The 17,961-nt window shown below is 62.1% G+C and carries 22 protein-coding genes; 12 read left to right on the top strand and 10 right to left on the bottom strand.

What is annotated here, in order from left to right; all coding sequences use genetic code 11:
* Nucleotides 1-31 precede the first annotated feature (31 nt).
* Entirely contained in the window at nt 32-352 is a 321-nt protein-coding gene (locus tag HPQ64_RS08190; RefSeq protein WP_246270372.1) for an HlyU family transcriptional regulator, read from the top strand.
* Between the two features lie 26 nt (nt 353-378).
* Here the strand turns inward: HPQ64_RS08190 and HPQ64_RS08185 are convergent, their stop codons facing one another.
* Entirely contained in the window at nt 379-1,101 is a 723-nt protein-coding gene (locus HPQ64_RS08185; RefSeq protein WP_172887863.1) for a GNAT family N-acetyltransferase, read from the bottom strand.
* Nucleotides 1,102-1,282: 181 nt separating this feature from the next.
* Here HPQ64_RS08185 and pgsA point away from each other — a divergent pair, with 181 nt between their 5' ends.
* From pgsA to HPQ64_RS08165, 4 genes are all read left to right on the top strand, one after another.
* The gene (gene pgsA / locus HPQ64_RS08180) at nt 1,283-1,879 is read left to right on the top strand and encodes a CDP-diacylglycerol--glycerol-3-phosphate 3-phosphatidyltransferase (RefSeq protein ID WP_172887862.1); all 597 of its coding nucleotides are present in this window, start codon (nt 1,283-1,285) and stop codon (nt 1,877-1,879) included.
* 293 nt (nt 1,880-2,172) lie between these two features.
* Nucleotides 2,173-2,424 carry a molybdopterin converting factor subunit 1 gene (moaD, locus tag HPQ64_RS08175; RefSeq protein WP_172887861.1) on the top strand — a complete coding sequence of 84 codons (252 nt, stop codon included), beginning with the start codon at nt 2,173-2,175 and terminating at the stop codon, nt 2,422-2,424.
* Between the two features lie 10 nt (nt 2,425-2,434).
* Nucleotides 2,435-2,926, top strand: a complete 492-nt coding sequence (locus HPQ64_RS08170; protein WP_172887860.1) for a molybdenum cofactor biosynthesis protein MoaE — start codon at nt 2,435-2,437, stop codon at nt 2,924-2,926.
* A gap of 173 nt (nt 2,927-3,099) precedes the next feature.
* Complete coding sequence (locus HPQ64_RS08165; RefSeq protein WP_210260131.1) at nt 3,100-4,353, top strand: multidrug effflux MFS transporter; 1,254 nt, start codon at nt 3,100-3,102, stop codon at nt 4,351-4,353.
* A 64-nt stretch (nt 4,354-4,417) separates the two neighbouring features.
* Here HPQ64_RS08165 and HPQ64_RS08160 read toward each other — a convergent pair whose 3' ends face one another.
* Nucleotides 4,418-5,320, bottom strand: a complete 903-nt coding sequence (locus tag HPQ64_RS08160; RefSeq protein ID WP_172887859.1) for a branched-chain amino acid aminotransferase — start codon at nt 5,318-5,320, stop codon at nt 4,418-4,420.
* A 301-nt stretch (nt 5,321-5,621) separates the two neighbouring features.
* Between HPQ64_RS08160 and HPQ64_RS08155 the strand changes: the two genes are divergently transcribed.
* From HPQ64_RS08155 to HPQ64_RS08140, 4 genes are all read left to right on the top strand, one after another.
* Nucleotides 5,622-6,164, top strand: coding sequence for a MarR family winged helix-turn-helix transcriptional regulator (locus HPQ64_RS08155; protein WP_172887858.1), 543 nt, complete (start codon nt 5,622-5,624; stop codon nt 6,162-6,164).
* A 25-nt stretch (nt 6,165-6,189) separates the two neighbouring features.
* Complete coding sequence (locus tag HPQ64_RS08150) at nt 6,190-6,891, top strand: response regulator (protein WP_172887857.1); 702 nt, start codon at nt 6,190-6,192, stop codon at nt 6,889-6,891.
* A gap of 137 nt (nt 6,892-7,028) precedes the next feature.
* On the top strand, nt 7,029-8,321 hold the full coding sequence (locus HPQ64_RS08145) for an ATP-binding protein (protein WP_246270606.1): 1,293 nt from the start codon (nt 7,029-7,031) through the stop codon (nt 8,319-8,321).
* 98 nt (nt 8,322-8,419) lie between these two features.
* Entirely contained in the window at nt 8,420-9,202 is a 783-nt protein-coding gene (locus HPQ64_RS08140; protein WP_172887855.1) for a VOC family protein, read from the top strand.
* Nucleotides 9,203-9,214: 12 nt separating this feature from the next.
* Here HPQ64_RS08140 and HPQ64_RS08135 read toward each other — a convergent pair whose 3' ends face one another.
* The 8 genes from HPQ64_RS08135 to HPQ64_RS08100 all read right to left on the bottom strand — a co-directional run bounded on the left by HPQ64_RS08135 (nt 9,215) and on the right by HPQ64_RS08100 (nt 14,950).
* Nucleotides 9,215-9,901: a gamma-glutamyl-gamma-aminobutyrate hydrolase family protein gene (locus HPQ64_RS08135; protein WP_172887854.1), complete on the bottom strand. Its 687-nt coding sequence runs from the start codon at nt 9,899-9,901 to the stop codon at nt 9,215-9,217.
* Entirely contained in the window at nt 9,898-10,890 is a 993-nt protein-coding gene (locus HPQ64_RS08130) for an amidoligase family protein (RefSeq protein WP_172887853.1), read from the bottom strand. Before HPQ64_RS08130 ends, HPQ64_RS08135 begins: the two co-directional genes overlap by 4 nt.
* 147 nt (nt 10,891-11,037) lie before the next feature.
* Nucleotides 11,038-11,688 (bottom strand): protoglobin domain-containing protein, encoded by a 651-nt coding sequence (locus tag HPQ64_RS08125; RefSeq protein WP_172887852.1) that lies wholly within the window; start codon nt 11,686-11,688, stop codon nt 11,038-11,040.
* Between the two features lie 55 nt (nt 11,689-11,743).
* Nucleotides 11,744-12,088, bottom strand: coding sequence for a tRNA-binding protein (locus HPQ64_RS08120; protein ID WP_172887851.1), 345 nt, complete (start codon nt 12,086-12,088; stop codon nt 11,744-11,746).
* A gap of 85 nt (nt 12,089-12,173) precedes the next feature.
* On the bottom strand, nt 12,174-12,857 hold the full coding sequence (locus HPQ64_RS08115) for a TetR/AcrR family transcriptional regulator (protein ID WP_172887850.1): 684 nt from the start codon (nt 12,855-12,857) through the stop codon (nt 12,174-12,176).
* Nucleotides 12,858-12,972: 115 nt separating this feature from the next.
* A complete protein-coding gene (gene proC / locus HPQ64_RS08110) occupies nt 12,973-13,791 on the bottom strand; it encodes a pyrroline-5-carboxylate reductase (protein ID WP_172887849.1) in 819 nt (272 codons plus the stop codon).
* Nucleotides 13,788-14,288 (bottom strand): type III secretion system chaperone family protein, encoded by a 501-nt coding sequence (locus HPQ64_RS08105; protein WP_172887848.1) that lies wholly within the window; start codon nt 14,286-14,288, stop codon nt 13,788-13,790. Before HPQ64_RS08105 ends, proC begins: the two co-directional genes overlap by 4 nt.
* Before the next feature lie 374 nt (nt 14,289-14,662).
* A complete protein-coding gene (locus HPQ64_RS08100) occupies nt 14,663-14,950 on the bottom strand; it encodes an accessory factor UbiK family protein (RefSeq protein ID WP_172887847.1) in 288 nt (95 codons plus the stop codon).
* Nucleotides 14,951-15,189: 239 nt separating this feature from the next.
* Here HPQ64_RS08100 and lgt point away from each other — a divergent pair, with 239 nt between their 5' ends.
* From lgt to pgeF, 3 genes are read left to right on the top strand one after another with little or no spacing between them, the layout of a single operon-like run.
* Nucleotides 15,190-16,035, top strand: a complete 846-nt coding sequence (lgt, locus tag HPQ64_RS08095) for a prolipoprotein diacylglyceryl transferase (RefSeq protein WP_172887846.1) — start codon at nt 15,190-15,192, stop codon at nt 16,033-16,035.
* Nucleotides 16,032-17,135, top strand: a complete 1,104-nt coding sequence (locus tag HPQ64_RS08090) for a class I SAM-dependent methyltransferase (RefSeq protein ID WP_343035949.1) — start codon at nt 16,032-16,034, stop codon at nt 17,133-17,135. The genes lgt and HPQ64_RS08090 overlap by 4 nt, the downstream gene beginning before the upstream one ends.
* A gap of 54 nt (nt 17,136-17,189) precedes the next feature.
* Nucleotides 17,190-17,960 (top strand): peptidoglycan editing factor PgeF, encoded by a 771-nt coding sequence (gene pgeF, locus HPQ64_RS08085; RefSeq protein ID WP_172887844.1) that lies wholly within the window; start codon nt 17,190-17,192, stop codon nt 17,958-17,960.
* Nucleotide 17,961 lies beyond the last annotated feature (1 nt).

Below are 17,961 nucleotides of genomic sequence, written 5' to 3'. Positions count from 1 at the left end.
ACCCGGCGGTGGCTGCTCCATAGTGATGGTGATGAACAACGAAAAAACGAGCACCACCATGGGACTTGGAAAAATATTTGCCGGCTTGTTCGGCGGCAAAAGCGGCGAAAGCGCCCCGGGCAGCGGCATAACCGTTGAGCACAAAGGCTTCACCATCCGCCCGACTCCTCGACAGGCCGATGGCCAGTGGCAGGTCGTTGGCGTCATCTCCAGGGATGTCGACGGCGAAACGCGGGAGGAAACCTTCATCCGCGCCGACAAATGCGCCTCCGCCGACGAAGCCGTCGAAGTGACGCTGAGAAAAGGCCGGCAGATCATCGACGAACAGGGCATGCGCCTTTTTTCGTCGTGAATGCCTCTACCGGATGAAGCCTCGCGTCACCCGTTCTCCCGAAACCCGGCGAGCGTGCGGCGCTGACGGCCGTTTGCGTCGAAATTACCCGGATCGAGCCAGGCTGCGAATGCTTGCCTGAGCTTCGGCCATTCCCGGTCGACGATTGAAAACCACGCCGTATCGCGGTTGCGCCCCTTATACATCGTGGCCTGCCGGAACGTACCCTCGTAAACGAAACCGAGGCGGCGCGCGGCCGCCATCGAAGCGGCGTTGAGGGCATCGCACTTCCACTCGTAACGCCGGTATCCTAGTTCGTCGAAGACGCGGGCCATCATCAGGAACATCGCCTCGCTCGTCATGACGGTTTTCTGGAGTGCAGGCGAGAAATTGATGTGGCCGACTTCAATCACGCCCGTCGCCGGTTCGATCCTCAGAAAGCTCGCCACACCCAGCGCCCTGCCCGTCTCCTTGTCGATTACGGCATGAAACAACGGATCTTCGCCGAGGCAGGTCGCCTCGATCCATTGGCGCAATGAGGATGGGCTGTCGAACGGCCCATAAGGCAGATAGGTCCAGATCCGGTTCTCCCGATCCGCCGAAAAAGCCTTGAACAGATCCTCCGCGTGATCTTGGCCGAGCGGCACGACATCGCAGGTGCGCCCACGCATCGGCGTTTCCGGCGGGCGGGCGGCGGGCGTCCAGCCGGGCACGGGAAAGCCGATCGGCTGGCCCAGATCGTTCACATGGTCCGGTTTCGCTTCATCCATCGCGCGACATCCGTTTGTTCGATTCCATCGGGTTCACAATCGCAGGAGCGAAGCGACGGAAAAAGGCCCGGTTTGCGACGTTCTCCCGATCCGGCCCCTCTCGCGCATTGACGGCGCGCCGCGGACCGTGCTTCAAGTCGTTATCGAAGCCTGTTCACGCACCACGAGTACTGGCCGAGCCTTGTCTGAGACACCCATTCGCCCGACGCAGCGATCGATCGCCTGGAGCCTGCCCAACCTCCTGACATACGGGCGAATTCTCGCTGTGCCCGCGCTGGCGTTCTGCTTCTACTTCCCTGGACACGGCGCGCGATGGACCGCGCTTGCGATTTTCGTTATCGCCGCCTTGACCGATTTTCTCGACGGCTATCTCGCCCGCGCTTGGCAGCAGCAGTCGCGCCTTGGCCAGATGCTGGACCCGATCGCCGACAAGCTTCTCGTCGCGGTCAGCCTTCTGATGATGGCGGGCGACGGCACTATCGGCGGCTGGTCGATGATCGCCGCGATCATCATCCTGTGCCGGGAGATCCTGGTCTCGGGCCTGCGCGAATTCCTGGCGGAGCTGAGGGTCAGCGTGCCCGTTACCCGGCTTGCGAAATGGAAGACGGCCGTCCAACTCATCGCACTTGCCCTTCTCATCGCGGGTCCGGCCGGAGAAGCGCTTCTGCCGGGAACGATTCTCGTCGGCCTGATCGCGCTGTGGATCGCCGCAACCTTGACGCTATATACTGGCTACGATTATTTCCGCGCCGGTATCGGCCATCTCATGGCCGATTAGGGTCTGTTGAGTGTCAGGGTTTGGAACGTGGTATGAGCAGAAATCGTTTAGCTTCAGGAGCAGGACCGCAGGAAGGACAGCCTCCTTTCAAGGTCGTGCGACACCAAGCTGGGCGATTTCCGCCATATCCCTTCGGGACGCGGTGGAATTCGGCCCTGAATGCGTTGAAGAGCCCTTGTGGTGGAATACACCACCGCGGTCTCTCCGCCTGTTCAGCCCCGAAATCCATCACGCGCCACGTCCGAAACCTGATACTCAACAGACCCTAGCCACGAACTATCGGGATCACGCTTATGAAGGTTCGTTATTTCGCCTGGGTGCGCGAGCGCATCGGCCTTGAGGAAGAGACAGTTGAAGTGCCCGGAAACGTCGCCACGGTGTCCGATCTGATCGGCTGGCTGTCCGAACGAGACGAAGGCTATGCCGCCGCCTTCGTCGAACCCGAGGTGATCCGTGTCGCGATCGACCAGACGCATGTGGAGCACGACGCGCCGATCGGCAAGGCGAGCGAAATCGCCTTTTTCCCGCCCATGACCGGCGGTTGACGGGGTGGCCATGGACGCGAATGCGCAATCGGGAGAGCGGATTGTCCCGCTCGTACGCGTACAGGCGGAGGATTTCGACGTCACGCAGGAGGTTGCGCGGCTTTGCGAAGGCCGGCGCGATATCGGCGCGGTGGTCACCTTCACAGGCCTTTGCCGCGACGAGGACGGGCGGCTTGCGGCTCTCGAACTTGAACACTACCCCGGCATGGCGGAGGGCGAGATCGGCCGCATCGCCCGCGAGGCGGCGCAGCGCTGGCCGTTGACGGGGCTGACCGTGATCCACCGCCACGGCAAGATCGCGCCGGGCGCCAATATCGTCCTTGTCGTCGCGGCTTCCAGGCACCGGCGAGCCGCCTTCGAGGCGGCAGATTTCATGATGGATTTCCTGAAGACGCGCGCTCCTTTCTGGAAAAAGGAACATATGGCGGACGCTGGCGCCGGCGGCTGGGTGGAGGCCAAGGCGGCGGACGATGACGACGCCGCGCGCTGGTCCGGCGGATAAGCTGGAAATATACGCTACGTAAAAACTTGTCGGCCATGCGCGATTGTCGCCTTGACGGCGCATCGTCAATGGATAAATGTGCGATTCGTAAGGCATCCTTACGGTTCGATTTCGAACCGCTCTCCATTATACGGCGGCTCCCTGTCGTGCCGTCTTTTCTTTAACGGTGTTCCATGCATGTGCTGACCAAGGGCAAGGCCGTGACGGCCACGCCGCACCCCGGCATGTCCTTTGCCGAATTCGTGGCGATGATCGCCGCGCTGATGGCGCTAAACGCGCTGGCGATCGACGCGATGCTGCCGGCGCTGCCGAACATTGGCGATGCGCTGGGTGTCGCGCATGAGAACGACCGCCAGAAGGTCCTGATCGTCTATCTGGTCGGCTTCGGCGCGGCGCAACTGTTCTACGGCCCGCTTTCGGATCGTTTCGGACGGCGCATCATCCTGCTCGCCGGCCTCGGCCTTTACACGGCGGCGAGCGTCCTTTCCGTGATCGCCGACACTTTCGACCATCTGCTCCTTGCGCGTCTTCTGCAGGGTATCGGCTGTGCCGCGCCGCGCGTCGTCGCGCTTTCGATCGTGCGCGATTGTTACGACGGGCGCCAGATGGGGCGCGTCATGTCGCTTGCCATGATGGTGTTCATGGCCGTTCCCGTGATCGCGCCTTCGGTGGGACAGGTGATCCTGCTGGCCGCCCCCTGGCGGGCGATATTCCTGATGCTGACCGCGGGCGGGGTCGCCATGTTCGCATGGTGCGCGATCCGCCTGCCCGAAACGCTTCATCCGCAATACCGGGGGACCCTTGAAGTCTCCTCGGTTCTGGCCGCCTATCGCACGACGGTGACGACCCGGATCACCATCGGCTACATGAGCGCCACCGCGCTGGTCTTCGGAGCGCTTTTGGGGTTCATAGCCACCGCGCAGCAGATCTTCGTCGGAATATTCGATCTCGGCGTCTGGTTTCCTGTCGTCTTCGCGGCCGTGGCACTTTGCATCTCGGCGGCATCCTTCCTCAATTCCCGGCTGGTGGAACGCTACGGCATGCGCCCGCTTTCCCACGCCGCCCTCGTCGGCTTCACCCTCCTTGGTTTCTTGCAGGCGGGCCTTGCGCTTGCCGGGCTGTCGAGCCTGCCCGTCTTTCTGGTCATACTGGGCGCGACGATGTTCCTCTTCGGTTTCGTCGGGCCGAATTTCAACGCGCTCGCCATGGAGCCGCTCGGCCATATCGCGGGAACCGGATCCTCGGTGCTCGGCTTCGTGACCACGCTCGGCGGCGCGATCCTCGGCTTTGCCATAGGCCAGCTTTTCGATGGAACGGTCGTGCCTACCGCGTTCGGCTACGCGGGTTTCGGCCTTCTGTCGATCCTCGTCGTCTTCATCGCGGAAGGCGGGCGGATGTTCCAGCCGGCGGAACGCGAACCGACCTGAGCAGGCACAAAAAAGCCGCCCACGCAATGGGCGGCTTTTCCATTCGATCGCGTGAAATGAATGCTCAGCCGGCGGCAGCGGCCTTGACGTCGGCAGCCGGCTGTACGGCTGCGTGATAGTCTTCCATCAGCACTTTCGCGATTTCGCCAACCTGGAAATTATACGGCCCGATCTCGGAAACCGGCGTCACTTCGGCGGCGGTGCCCGTCAGGAAGCACTGCTCGAAACCTTCCATCTCCTCCGGCATGATTACGCGCTCGATCACTTCGAACCCGCGCGCGCGGGCAAGATCGATCACGGTGCGCCGCGTGATGCCGTCAAGGAAGCAGTCCGGCGTCGGAGTATGGATCTTCCCGTCCTTGACGAAGAAAACGTTAGCGCCGGTTGCCTCGGCCACCTGGCCGCGCCAGTCGAGCATCAGCGCGTCGGCATAGCCTTTTCGCTCGGCGGCGTGTTTCGACAGCGTGCAGATCATGTAAAGGCCCGCGGCCTTCGACTTGTAGGGCGCCGTCTTCGGATCGGGCCGGCGGTATTCGGCCATGTCGAGGCGAATACCCTTCAGCCGCTCTTCCGGCTTGAAGTAGCTCGGCCATTCCCAGGCGGCGATCGCCACGTTAATGCGGTTGTGCTGGGCGGATACGCCCATCATCTCGCTGCCGCGCCAGGCGACGGGGCGCACATAGGCATCGACGAGGTTCTGGCGGGCGAGAAGCTCGCGCGTCGCCGCGTTGATCTCATTGCTGGAATAGGGCAGCTCGAAGCCGAGGACATTAGCCGATGTGTGCAGCCGCTCCGTATGTTCCTCGAGCTTGAAAACCTCCCCGCCGTAGGCGCGCTCACCCTCGAAAACACAGCTTGCGTAGTGCAGACCGTGGGTCAGTACATGCAGCTTGGCGTCCTTCCAGGGAACGAAGTCGCCATTGTACCAGATCTCCCCGTCACGCTGATCGAATGCGATACCAGCCATTTTCATAACTCCACTCGGCCCGTCCGCATTATCGCTCGAGCCTTCAAAATCCCGCCTTGCCAGCCCGCCTCGCCAACCAACCGGCGAAGCCATTGCGCGGACTGTGTGTTTTCCGCCCAAACGCTTTTGCGCCGGGGCCAATCTGTCGATATTCTAGGTCACGCGCGATCTGGCGCAGTGATACTGATCAACCGCCTGTGGGGGCCAAAATGGTCGAAACATTGCCCAAAAATAAGGCAAATCGTTCATTCCTTTCTCCAGAGGTCCCTCACCAGTAACAATCGGCACGAAATATGTCAATATGACTGACATAAATTTCAAATCGACCGCCGTAAAAAGCGGTCGGAACAAGGACGGCGATCCCCCGCGCACGGCGCAAGGCACGGGCGAGCCGCCCTATGACCTGATCGAACTGTTGTTCTTCGCCTATCGCGACTTCACGTCCGATCCCGATGAGGTTCTGGCGGAATACGGCTTCGGGCGCGCGCACCACCGCGTGTTGCATTTCGTCAACCGAAATCCGGGCCTTCGGGTAACGGACCTTCTGGCGATCCTGAAGATCACCAAGCAAAGCCTCGGCCGCGTGCTGAAGCAGCTTGTCGACGAGGATTTCATCGTCCAGGAACCGGGCCCGGTCGACCGGCGGGAAAGGCTGCTTTATGCCACGGAAAAGGGAGCCACGCTGGCAATGCGGCTGACCGACCTGCAAACGCGGCGGATTTCCCGCGCGCTTGCCGGCCTGCCCGAGGACGGTCAAGAAATCGCCCGACGATTCCTTTACGAAATGATCGACCCCGACCAGCGGCGCGACGTCGTCCGCCTGATCGAGCGCGACAAGGGCTGACCCGGCGCGGGCAACAAGAAGAAGGATGACAAGTGTGACGACCCTCGACGACAATGCCGCACATCTTCTGGTCGTCGACGACGACAAGCGCATCCGCGATCTCCTGAGCCGGTTCCTGAGCGAAAACGCCTACCGGGTAACGACCGCCGGCACGGCCGCCGAAGCGCGCCGCCGCCTGGAGGGCCTTGCCTTCGACATGCTGATCCTCGACATCATGATGCCGGGAGAAAGCGGACTGGAGCTTGCCCGGTCCATGCGCGAAACCTCCGATATCCCGATCCTGATGCTCACCGCGCGCTCCGAGACGTCCGACCGGATCGAGGGCCTGGAAGTGGGCGCCGACGACTATCTCTCCAAGCCATTCGAGCCGCGCGAGCTTCTTTTGCGCATAGGCGCGGTTCTGCGGAGGCGGGCGGCCACGCCGGCCGGCCCTCCACCCGAAATCCGCTTCGGCCCCTTCGTGTTCGACAGCGCGCGAGGCGACCTGAAGCGCGGCAGCTCGACGGTGCGCCTTACAGACCGCGAAAAGCAGATCCTCACGCTTTTCGCCGAAAAGCCTGGCGATACGATCGCGCGTAATGACATCGTCGGCGACGAAAGCGGCATGGCCGAGCGCACGGTCGACGTTCAGATCAACCGGCTCAGGCGCAAGATCGAGGAAGATCCCGGCAATCCGGTCTACCTGCAAACGGTGCGCGGCATCGGCTACCGGCTGATATGCGACTGAAGAGCTTGAAGGTTCCCGCTTTGCCGCCGGGCGCGAAGGAGCGTGCTGCCGCGTTCTGGCAGAGCGAACCCTTCCGGCGCGCCCGCGCAGTTGTCGCCGCGCCGTACAACTTTGTGGCGCGGCATCTGCGGCGCGTGATGCCGAAGGGCCTCTTCACGCGGGCGATCCTCATCGTCGTTCTGCCTTTCCTCATCCTGCAATCCGTGCTCGCCTTCGTTTTCATGGAACGGCATTACGATCTCGTCACGCGCCGCCTTTCCGAAGCCGTGATCCGCGAGGTGGCGACACTCGTCGAAGTCATCGAGCGCTACCCGCAGGACGCCGACTTCTCGACCGTGGCGGACATCGCCAACACCAGGCTCGGACTTTCCATATCCGTCCTTCCGCCCGAGCCCCTTCCGCCGCCGCGCCCCAAACCCTTCTTCGATTTCGTGGACAGGGTCCTTTCCGACGAAATCCGCCGGCAGATCAAACGCCCCTTCTGGATCGACACAGTCGGGCGCTCGAGCTACGTCGAAATGCGCATCCAGCTTCCCGACCACGTCCTTCGGGTCATCGCCCGGCGCAGCCAGACATACGCCTCGAACTCGCATATCTTCATTGTCTGGATGATTTCCACTTCCTTCGTCCTCATGGTGGTCGCGCTGATATTCCTGCGCAACCAGATCCGACCTATCGAACGGCTGGCAAACGCGGCCGAAAGCTTCGGCAAGGGACGGCCGATCGGCGATTTCAGGCCGCGCGGCGCGTTGGAGGTTCGAAGGGCCGCACAAGCTTTCATCGAGATGCGCAAACGCATCGAGCGGCAAATCGAGCAGCGCACGACGATGCTGGCGGGCGTGAGCCACGACCTGCGCACCGTACTCACGCGCTTTCGCCTGCAGCTTGCCCTGCTCGGCGACAAGCCCGAGGTTTCAGACCTGAAGAGCGACGTCGATGAAATGCATCACATGCTGGAGGATTATCTCGCCTTCGCGCGCGGCGACGGGGACGAGGAGGCAAAACCCACCGACCTTGCTCTGATGTTCGAGGACCTGGAGGCCGAAGCGGAAATCGCCGGCGCCAGCGTTTCGTCGAAAATAACGGGATCGCCCGATATCCTGGTCAAGCCGATCGCCTTCAAACGCTGCCTCACCAACCTCGTTTCCAACGCCGCGCGATATGCCGAAACCATCCGCCTGAAGGCAAAGCACGACGAACGCTGGCTGACAATCACCATCGACGACGATGGCCCGGGCATTCCGGCGGACAAGCGCGAGACCGTCTTCCGTCCGTTCTACCGGCTGGAGGAATCACGTGCGCGCGAAACCGGCGGCACCGGCCTCGGGCTCGCGATAGCGCTCGACATCGCGCGCGGTCACGGTGGCGACATCCAGCTCGGCGACAGCCCCCTGGGGGGATTGCGTGCGAAGGTTCGCATCCCGGCGTAGAGACAATTTCCAGTCTTCAAAATTCCTACGTTTTAATGGAATAGACTGCCCGAAATTTCCCCAAACAACTGCCGGACAAAAACAAGGGAGAGCACGCGATGTCGACGAGGAACGGAAGCTTCGTCTGGTACGAACTCATGACGTCGGACGCGGATGCCGCCGCGGGGTTCTATGCAAAGGTCGTTGGCTGGACGCCTGAAGATTCAGGCATGAGCGAAACGACAGGAATGGAATACACCATCTTGAAAGCTGCAGACGTGCCGGCCGCCGGGTTGATGAAACAGCCGGAGGACGTGAGCAAGGCAGGCGCTCCGCCGTCCTGGATTTGCTATATTGCCGTCGACGACGTCGATGCCTACGCAGAAAGGATTTCCGGCATGGGCGGTGCCGTGCACCGCGCACCCGCCGATATTCCGGGTGTGGGGCGCTTTGCCGTGGTTGCCGATCCGCATGGCGCGATGTTTTGCCTTTTCAAGGGTGAAGGCGAGCCGCCTGCCGCGAATGTGGAGCCGGGAACGCCCGGGCATGCCGGCTGGCATGAACTCATGGCCGGAGACGGCGCAGCCGCTTACGATTTCTACGCCGGTTTGTTCGGCTGGACGAAGGGCGAGGCCATGGACATGGGCCCCATGGGGATCTACCAGATCTTCGAGATCGATGGTGTCGCCGCCGGCGGAATCATGACGAAACCCGCCGAAATGCCGTTCCCGACGTGGAACTGTTATTTCAACGTCGAAAGCATAGACGCTGCCGCCAAACGCATTTCGGCCGCGGGCGGCGAAATCGTCCACGGCCCGATGGAAGTTCCGGGCGGAAGCTGGATCCTGCACGGGAAGGACCCGCAAGGCGGCTTTTTTGCCCTTGTCGGACCGGAAAACTGACCGGCAATAGCCCTATCTTTCCTCCATTCGCTCGCGCACCGCGCGGGCGAATGCCTGAAAGAGCCTGCGCTGCGCGCGGCGGTAGATCATGAACTCTGGGTGCCACTGCACGCCGATGCGAAAGCGCGCGGTGCGATCCTCCACACCTTGCACGATCCCGTAACGGTCGTGCGCGCAAACGCTCAGGCCCCGCCCGAGCCTGTCGATCGACTGACGGTGCAGCGAATTCGCGCGAAATTTCCGACTCTTCATGACCGAGGAAAGTTTCGAGCCTTCCTCCACCGTCACCATCTTGCGCGGCAGGGGCGACCACATGGCCGGGACGCCCTCATAGGCCCGGCGGATATCCTGATGCAGCGTACCACCTTCGAAGACATTGAGCATCTGCGCGCCACGGCAAACGCCCAACACCGGAATGTCGCGCTTTGCCGCTTCCTCAAGGGCCAGAAGCTCCAGCCGGTCGCGGGCGGGATCAATGCGAATGTCGAGCGCGGCCTCGCCTTTGTAAATCTCCGCCGAGATATCGTCGCCGCCACCGACCACGAGCCCGTCGAGCCGCTTCAGGACGCCCGCACCGCCCGGCGCCGTCAGCCTGATCGGCCTGACGCCGAACAGCCGCAGCGACAGCCAGTAGAACCACCACATGTAGCGGCCGCCGCCGAGCGAAGTCGTGACGCCCACAACCGGAGTGCGCTTCATGTCAGAAGCCACTCCGTGGAGCGGATGGCCCAGTTTTCGCTGATGATGCGGCTGTTGTTGGCCATAAACGCCTTGCTCATCGCATCCAGCCGCTCGCGATCCGCGGCGAGACGCTCCACGACGCACCAGCGGTTCCACTCAAGCCTCAGGCTCCAGTCGCTCTGGCCTATGTTGGCATCCGGCAGGCGGTAGTGGAAGGTGGGGCGGGCCTTGATGCGGATATCCTGAACCCGTTCGCGCACGCGCCCTTCATCGAGCCACGAAAACAGTGGCAGAAGGTCGAGCTCGCGATTCCGCGTATTGTTGTAGCTCAGATAATCGTCGATCAGCCCGGCCATGTCCGGCCAATAGGCCGGATCGACGACGAGGGCCGTATAATCCTTCGGGAAAGGATCGGCAAAGGCGATGATCTGCCGCGTGATATCGAGCCGGATGATGGCCCTGAGCCAGTCGGACATCAGCAGGTAGGCCTTCAGCATCGCCGTGATATAGGCCGCATCCCGGCTTGCGATCTCCGGATTTAGCTGGAAGCCGAAGGCGTAAAAAAGGTTTGCCGAAGTTCCGCGCGCACCCGCCCCGCTCAGCGCGTCGACGAGGTCTTGCAGGCGCGGCAGGCGATCGATCTCCACCGGCGGACAGACGATCTCGCAAGGCACGACGAGCGAGCTGATATCGCCGAGGATCTTGCGCAGCTTGGCCTGCAGATCCTCGATCGCGGGCGTTCTGGCCGGACCCGAGCGATGGACGTATTGGGAATCCAGTTCAGACAGGAAATCGCCGAGCTCGGTCCCACGAACATGCAGGCGATGCTCGTCTTCCGCCTCGATCTCACCGCCGAAAAGCGAGCGCACCTGATCGGCCGCATCGCGCGCGGAAACCGAGCCGAACTCGATTTCGACCCCAACGCGGCGCAGCCCGCCTTCGTGGTTCTTCAGATACGGCGGCTCGCGAAAACCTGCCCCGCCTTTCGCCTCGCTGGATCCGTCCATGAAGAAGTATCGATCCGTCGATTCTCTGTTTCAGCCACACAGCCTGTGGACGCCCGAAACCCGGAAAGGTTTCGAGATTCCCTAACGTGATATGGGACTGCGGGCAAGAAATGAAACCCCTGAGCCGTGCTTGGCGCGGCCCGAAATTCAGTCGACATAGACAACGTGATAGGTCGACGCAGCAATGCTCAGATCGAAGAAAACAAGACGGCGCACCGAAGACATCATACGTTTGACCGCCGCGTCCTCGCAGCCGCATTTCACCAGGGTGCGCTCGAAGGCGTTCATGAACCAGCCGTATGCCATGATGTAATCTGTCATGGTTACACCATAGGCCCGATGCTTCGCGCCGATGCCGCGGGCGTGCGCTGCATAGATTTCGTCGAGCGAGCCTGCAAAGAGTTTTTCCCAGTACTCATATTGCTTCTGGGATAACTTCTGAATGTCGATACCCGGGAAGTTGCGCGTTGCGAGATTTATCCTCCGCGTCGAATAGAATTCATCGAGGATCGACAGCATCCGCGGCTGCATGATCGCCCACGCATCGCTCGCATTTTTTTTGTCTTCCGCCGAAAACTCCAGGAATTCAATATAATCGGAGATTTCATTCCAGCTTTGCGCGTCCATCACGGATGAATACCCCATGGCCCTTCCAATATCCGGCGTAAAGGCTTCCTTGATCAGCCTTCCACAAAACTTCCAGGCATCGGGTATTGGGAAACCGTTTAAGATTTCCGACGCTTCGAGGACGTCGAGCGCCTTTCCAGGAGCGTTCCCGAACTTCTCATAAAAAATCAACTTCAGGTGACATGACAGAATGCCCTTCCGCCAGACCCGCCTTGGGGCCCGTCACTCAGTAAAGCCGCCCGCCGTTGGGCACGGGCTTGTCCGGCGCGATCAGCACAACCTCGCCATCTTCATCCGGCACGCCGAGCGTCAGAACCTCGGACATCATCGGGCCGATCTGACGAGGCGGAAAATTGACGACCGCCAGAACCTGCATCCCCACCAGTTCGGCGGGGTCATAGTGTTTGGTGATCTGGGCGGAGGATTTTCTGACACCGATCTCCCCGCCGAAATCGATCATAAGCTTGATGGCCGGCTTTCGCGCTTCCGGGAAAGGCGCGGCCTCGATTATCGTACCGACCCGTACGTCGACCTTCAGGAAGTCATCGAAAGAAATCTGATCTGAAGCCACGGTGTTTCCTTGTTTTGCAGGTGAAAGTTCAAAGCAAACGAAATACGCGCTCCGCGATCAAGCCCCATACCTTACGATACAGGCTTCAAATCCCTTCGCCCTCGTCCATCTCGTCGGCCTCGTGGCTTTCCCGCATCGCATCGCGCCGCCTCTTGCGCCGCTTTTCCGCCCGTTCGGCGAAGGGCCGGACGAAGCCCGCCGCCCGGTCGAGGCGCGCCATCCATTCGCCACCCTTTTCAAGCTCCCGGTCGAGCTTCGCCATGGTGCGGGCAAGCCCCGCATCGTCATCTTCAAGCCAGGTGTCGAGAAGCCTTGCGAAGGCGACCACCAGCCCCTGTACCATGATGTGCCCGCGCCATCCCCTGCCCTCGATCGCAGCTGCCGTCAGCATCCAGCGCATGGAAACGGAGGCGATCCCGTTCACCTCCAGCGCAAGCACGGGATCGCGCGCGACGGCGGATTTCAAGGCGCGGATCGCAGCCTTGTATGGCGTCATCGCGTCAAGACGGCTCATCAGGACGTCGAACAGGCGGTCGCGCGGCGCTTCCTCACCCATGTCCTCGTCGATGTTCTCCAAAACCGTCTGGTCGATCTGTGCCATTGCACCTTCGAGAAGCGACAGGCGGGTGGGAAATTCTCCCCGCATGACGGAGAGCGACACGCCGGATTGCGCCGCTACCGCCGCGGGCGTTGCCTCGTCCCACCCCTTGTCACCGAGAATCTGGAGAAAATCGCGCACGATCTTGTGGCGCGTCTTTCGCGTCGCCATTCAGGCCTCCCGCCAAAAATCCCAATCTTTACAAAATAGTGCGAAAACCACGCGGAGCGAGGGCGCATGTCGTGCGACATGCCGCCTCACATGGGTTGAGGAAACGGCGGCCGTGTCAGCCTGCGAGGTCTCTTGACCGCTTCGCCGCCGCTTCAACCGCCCTGTCCATAAGCGGCTGCAGGCCGTTTTCGGCCATCAGAACGGCCAGCGCGGCCGCCGTCGTGCCGTTTGGAGAGGTGACGTTTTCGCGCAAGGTAGACGCATCGAGGTCGGACTGGTGCATCAGTTCGCCCGCGCCCACGACCGTCTGACGAGCGATCGTATTTGCAAGGTCTTCCGGCAGGCCTGCGCGCACGCCCGCCTGGGCCAGCGCCTCCGTCAGGTAGAAGACATAGGCCGGGCCGGATCCGCTGACGGCGGTCACGGCATCCATCTGCGCCTCGTCATCGACCCAAGCGACCTTGCCGATGGCGCTCAAAAGGGTGGTGACATCGTCTTTCTGACCCTTGCCCACGCGTGCGTTTGCGCAGGCGACATTCATGCCGCGGCCCACCTGTGCCGGCGTGTTCGGCATGACACGGACGATCGGCACATCGCCGAATACGGATGAAAAGCGCTCGATCGTCGTTCCCGCTGCGACCGACAGGACCAGCGTGTCGGCGGCCGTGTTGTGCACGAGGTTGGGCAGGACGGCGTCCATCATCTGCGGTTTTACCGCAAGCATCAGAATGGCCGGGCGCATGTCGGCGGGCATAGCCTCTCCGCCGGCAATGCCCTCCCGGCTCATAAGATCGGCGATTTCAGGCGCGGGCGAAGGATCGACGACGAATACAGATTTCGGATTTACGCCTTTCTGAATCCAGCCAGCCAGCATCGCGCCGCCCATCTTCCCGGCGCCAACAAGCACCAGCGGGCGGTGAGGGGTATACGTCATGCTTCTCCTGCTGTCTCGAACAGGGCGGTATCGACGGCCTCGGAGGCGGATTTACCGGCCCAGACAACGAACTGGAACGCCTGATAATAGCGTTCGCAAGCTTCAAGCGCATTCGCAAGCAGACCTTCGATCTGCGCGGACGTCGGGTCCGCGCCGCCGGCCAGAAGCAGCGACTGGCGGAATATCACAACCCCCTCTCGGTTCCACAGGTCGAAATGGCCCATCCACAGCTGCTCGTTGACGAGCGCAAGCAAGCGCATGATCTCCGTCTTGCGCGGCTCGGGAACCTTGAGGTCGAAAGCGCAGGCAAGGTGCAGCGCTTCCAGATCCTCCATCCAGGAGAAGGATACATGGTAGTCGCACCAGTAACCGGCGATCGAAATGGTGATTTCATCCTCGCCCGAACGCTCGAACGACCAGTCGTTGATTGCCGCGATATGTTCGATCGTGTCGACGGGATTTCCGGGCCGCTCGTACTCGACGTCGATGAGGCTCATGATCGTTCCTCTCGTTTTGAGAGTTCCGGCGGCCGCAAGGCCCGCCATCCCTCTCGCTTCGGTCCGCAGGAACGGGCCCGTCGCCCGGAAAAGCTACCGCCCTGCTGAAATCCGTCACTGGCCGCCATCATTGACCAAAAGAACGACGCAATGCGAATCCTGCCATGGAATCAATATATATCCGCAAGTCCGTTTCGAATAAGTTCACTTTTGCTTAACAGTATTGAAACTTGTGGATCGTTTCCCCGCGCTGACGCAAGCGAAGATACGTGATTGCCCCTCTATAATGCCATTGCGGCGGTTAAGTGGCGGCAAATCAGCGGTCGAATTAAAGCTAAATGAATGGCCGGAAAGACGAATTCCGGAAAAATAACTTATTGGCCTTCACCTGTTTCCGTTTTTTTCCCCGGCTTTTTAGCAAGCTGGCCCTCGAGCTTTGCGACACGCTCTTCCAGCGCATCGACCTGATCGAGCGCCTTTGCCGCCATTTCCTTCACGGTTTCGTAATCCTCGCGCTTGACCAGATCCATGTCCGCGAGGAACCTCTCGGCCTGGGAGCGGAAGGCGGTTTCCACTTCGCGGCGCGCGCCCTGCGCCACGCCGGCTGCATCGGTCATCAGCTTGGCGAAGTCGTCGAGAATGCGGTTCGGTCCAGTCGTCATTGTTCGTCTCCTTCGCACTGGCCCGTCCTTTCCAGGCCGCGACACGCGCTTTGCACCATATTTCGGGCACGAACCGAATGAGTTCAAGGCCCTCCGCCGATGCAGTAAGCGCCCCCGCCCGCATCCGCAAGCCCCCGTCGCCTGCGACCTTGACGCAAGCGCAAAAAAAACGTCAACGTCGCGCGCAGACCGCTATTGCCGCTAGGCCGCCGTCGCCACCTGATCGAGACCGCCGAAAGATGCCGCTTTTCGTCCTGCCGTTTCCCGCCATCGACCCGGTGCTGATCGAATTCGGCCCACTCGCCGTGCGCTGGTATGCGCTTGCCTACATCGCCGGCATCCTTCTGGGATGGCGCTACATGCGAAGGCTCGTCGCCAATGACAGGCTTTGGGCAGGCACGACACACCCCGCCCCTCTCGACGTCGACGATTTCGTCATCTGGGCGACGCTGGGCATCATCCTGGGCGGCCGGCTTGGCTACGTTTTATTCTACAACCCGGCCTATTACGCCTCCAACCCGGCCGATATCCTCGCCATATGGTCCGGAGGCATGTCCTTCCACGGCGGTTTTCTGGGCGTTGTGGCCGCCATGGTCCTCTTCGCTTGGCGTCGCGGGCTGTCGGTCCTCACACTTTTCGACCTTGCCGGCGCGACAGCCCCCATCGGCCTTTTCTTCGGGCGCATCGCGAATTTCATCAATGGCGAGCTTTGGGGCCGGGCGAGCGATGTGCCCTGGGCGATGGTCTTTCCCGGCGCGGGGCCGGAACCGCGCCACCCCAGCCAGCTTTACGAGGCAGCCCTCGAAGGCATCGTCCTTTTCCTTGTCGTTCGCCTCGTCACGCATCGCTTCGGCGGGCTCGCGCGGCCCGGCCTTGCCGCCGGCGTCTTCGCCGCCGGATACGGAACCGCCCGCTCCTTCGTCGAGCTTTTTCGCATGCCGGACGCCCACATCGGCTTTCTCACGGGAGGGCTCACCATGGGCATCCTGCTTTCCGTTCCGATGATCCTCGCCGGCCTTGCGCTCGCCATATGGGCGGCGCGGCGCGCCCCGGCCCGCGAGGCGGCGGAAGGCGAAAGCCGGTGAGCGGGCGAAAATCCGAAACGCGGCTGGCGCAGCGCCTGAAGCGCCGGATCGCTACGGACGGGCCTATATCGGTCGCCGATTTCATGAGCGCCTGCCTGTCCGATCCGCAAGACGGCTATTACATGACCGCAGAACCCTTCGGCGCCGGCGGCGATTTCGTGACGGCCCCCGAAGTGAGCCAACTCTTTGGCGAAATGATCGGCGGTTGGCTTGTCCATGTCTGGCACATGGCAGGCAGGCCGGCGCGCTTCCATCTGGTCGAACTGGGGCCGGGACGTGGCACGCTGATGGCCGATGCGCTGCGGGTGGCAAAACTCGATAGCGCCTTCCTCGGAGCCGCACGTCTTACCCTTGTCGAGACGAGCCCGCGCCTGCGCGAAAAGCAGGCCGAAACGCTTGCCAATTCGCCGCTGAAACCCGAATTCGCCGCCAACCCAGGCGAAATCCCCGACGATGCGCCGCTCTTCCTCGTCGCCAACGAGTTTTTCGATGCGCTTCCCATCCACCAGCATGTCCTGACCGAAGGCGGATGGCGGGAACGGATGATCGGCCTGGACGATGCGGGCGAGCTTTGCTTCGGCATCGGGCCGGCCAGCCTTTCGGAAGATGATCTTCCGCCCACCGCGAGGAAGGCCGCGCCCGGCGCGGTGCTGGAAACGCAGCCCCTCGCCAACGCCATCGCCGCCTCGATCGGCACGAGGATCGCGATGCGTGGCGGCGCGGCGCTTGTGATCGACTACGGCTACGCACGCTCAACACCCGGCGACACGCTGCAGGCGCTTTACCGTCATGAGTTCGATCCCGTGCTCGCGCGCCCGGGCGATGCGGACCTGACGGCCCATGTGAATTTCGAGGCGCTCGGCCATGCTTTCCGCACGACGGGCGCGAAAATTTCCGGCCCCATGACGCAGGGCGAATTCCTGATCGGGCTGGGGCTGCTTGAGCGCGCCGGACAGCTCGGCTCGGGAAAACCTGCCGAGGTGCAGGAACGCATCCGCGCGGATGTGGAACGCCTCGCCGGGCCGGACGCAATGGGCACGCTTTTCAAGGTTCTTGGCGTCACGAAAGCCGACCTCGCCCCCCCGCCATTTGACACCTGACAGCCCGCCCGTCACCATCGCTCGTCCCGTTTCGAAAAGCTTCGAGTCCCGTTGATGATCAAAGCGCCGCAACTGGCAGAAAAACCTGGAATAGAGCACGGATATTTCACGCGCATGGGCGGGGTATCCGATGGCATATACGGCAGCTTGAACATCGGGCTCGGCTCGAAGGACGATCGTGCGCGGGTGCTCGAAAACCGCCGCAGGATCGCGCAAGCGCTCACCGTCGATCCCGCCCGCCTCGTCTCGCCCTATCAGCATCATTCCGCCGACGTGATCACGGTGGACGAGCCCTGGGCGCCCGGCAAGGGCCCGAAGGCGGACGCCCTGGTGACAAACCGTCCCGGCCTTGCGATCGCCATTTCCACCGCCGATTGCGGTCCGGTCCTGTTTGCCGATCATCACGCCCGCGTCGTCGGGGCGGCCCATGCCGGCTGGCGCGGCGCACTTACCGGCGTCTTGGAAGCAACGATCGCTGCGATGGAGAAGCTGGGAGCAAAGCGTGAGCGAATTTCTGCCGTCCTCGGGCCGACAATCTCTTCCGCCGCCTACGAGGTCGGTCCCGAGTTCGTGGAGAGGTTTCGGCGCGAAGCGCCGGGAAGCGAGCGGTATTTCACCGCATCCGAACGCGACGGCCACGCGATGTTCGACCTTCCAGGCTTCATAGGCGGGCGTCTCGAAAACGCGGGCGTCGGCGAGGCCGTGAACCTTGGTCTTTGCACCTATGCGGACGAGGAGCGCTTCTATTCCTATCGACGCGCGACCCACCGGGGCGAAGACGACTACGGGCGGCTCATGTCGGCGATCGTGCTGAGCGAGGCTTGAA

It is taken from the genome of Hongsoonwoonella zoysiae, from assembly GCF_013266695.1.
GTDB classification, from domain to species: Bacteria; Pseudomonadota; Alphaproteobacteria; order Rhizobiales; family Stappiaceae; genus Hongsoonwoonella; species Hongsoonwoonella zoysiae.
Note: the sequence above shows the minus strand (reverse complement) of the source record. Positions and strands in the feature narration are given on the sequence as shown.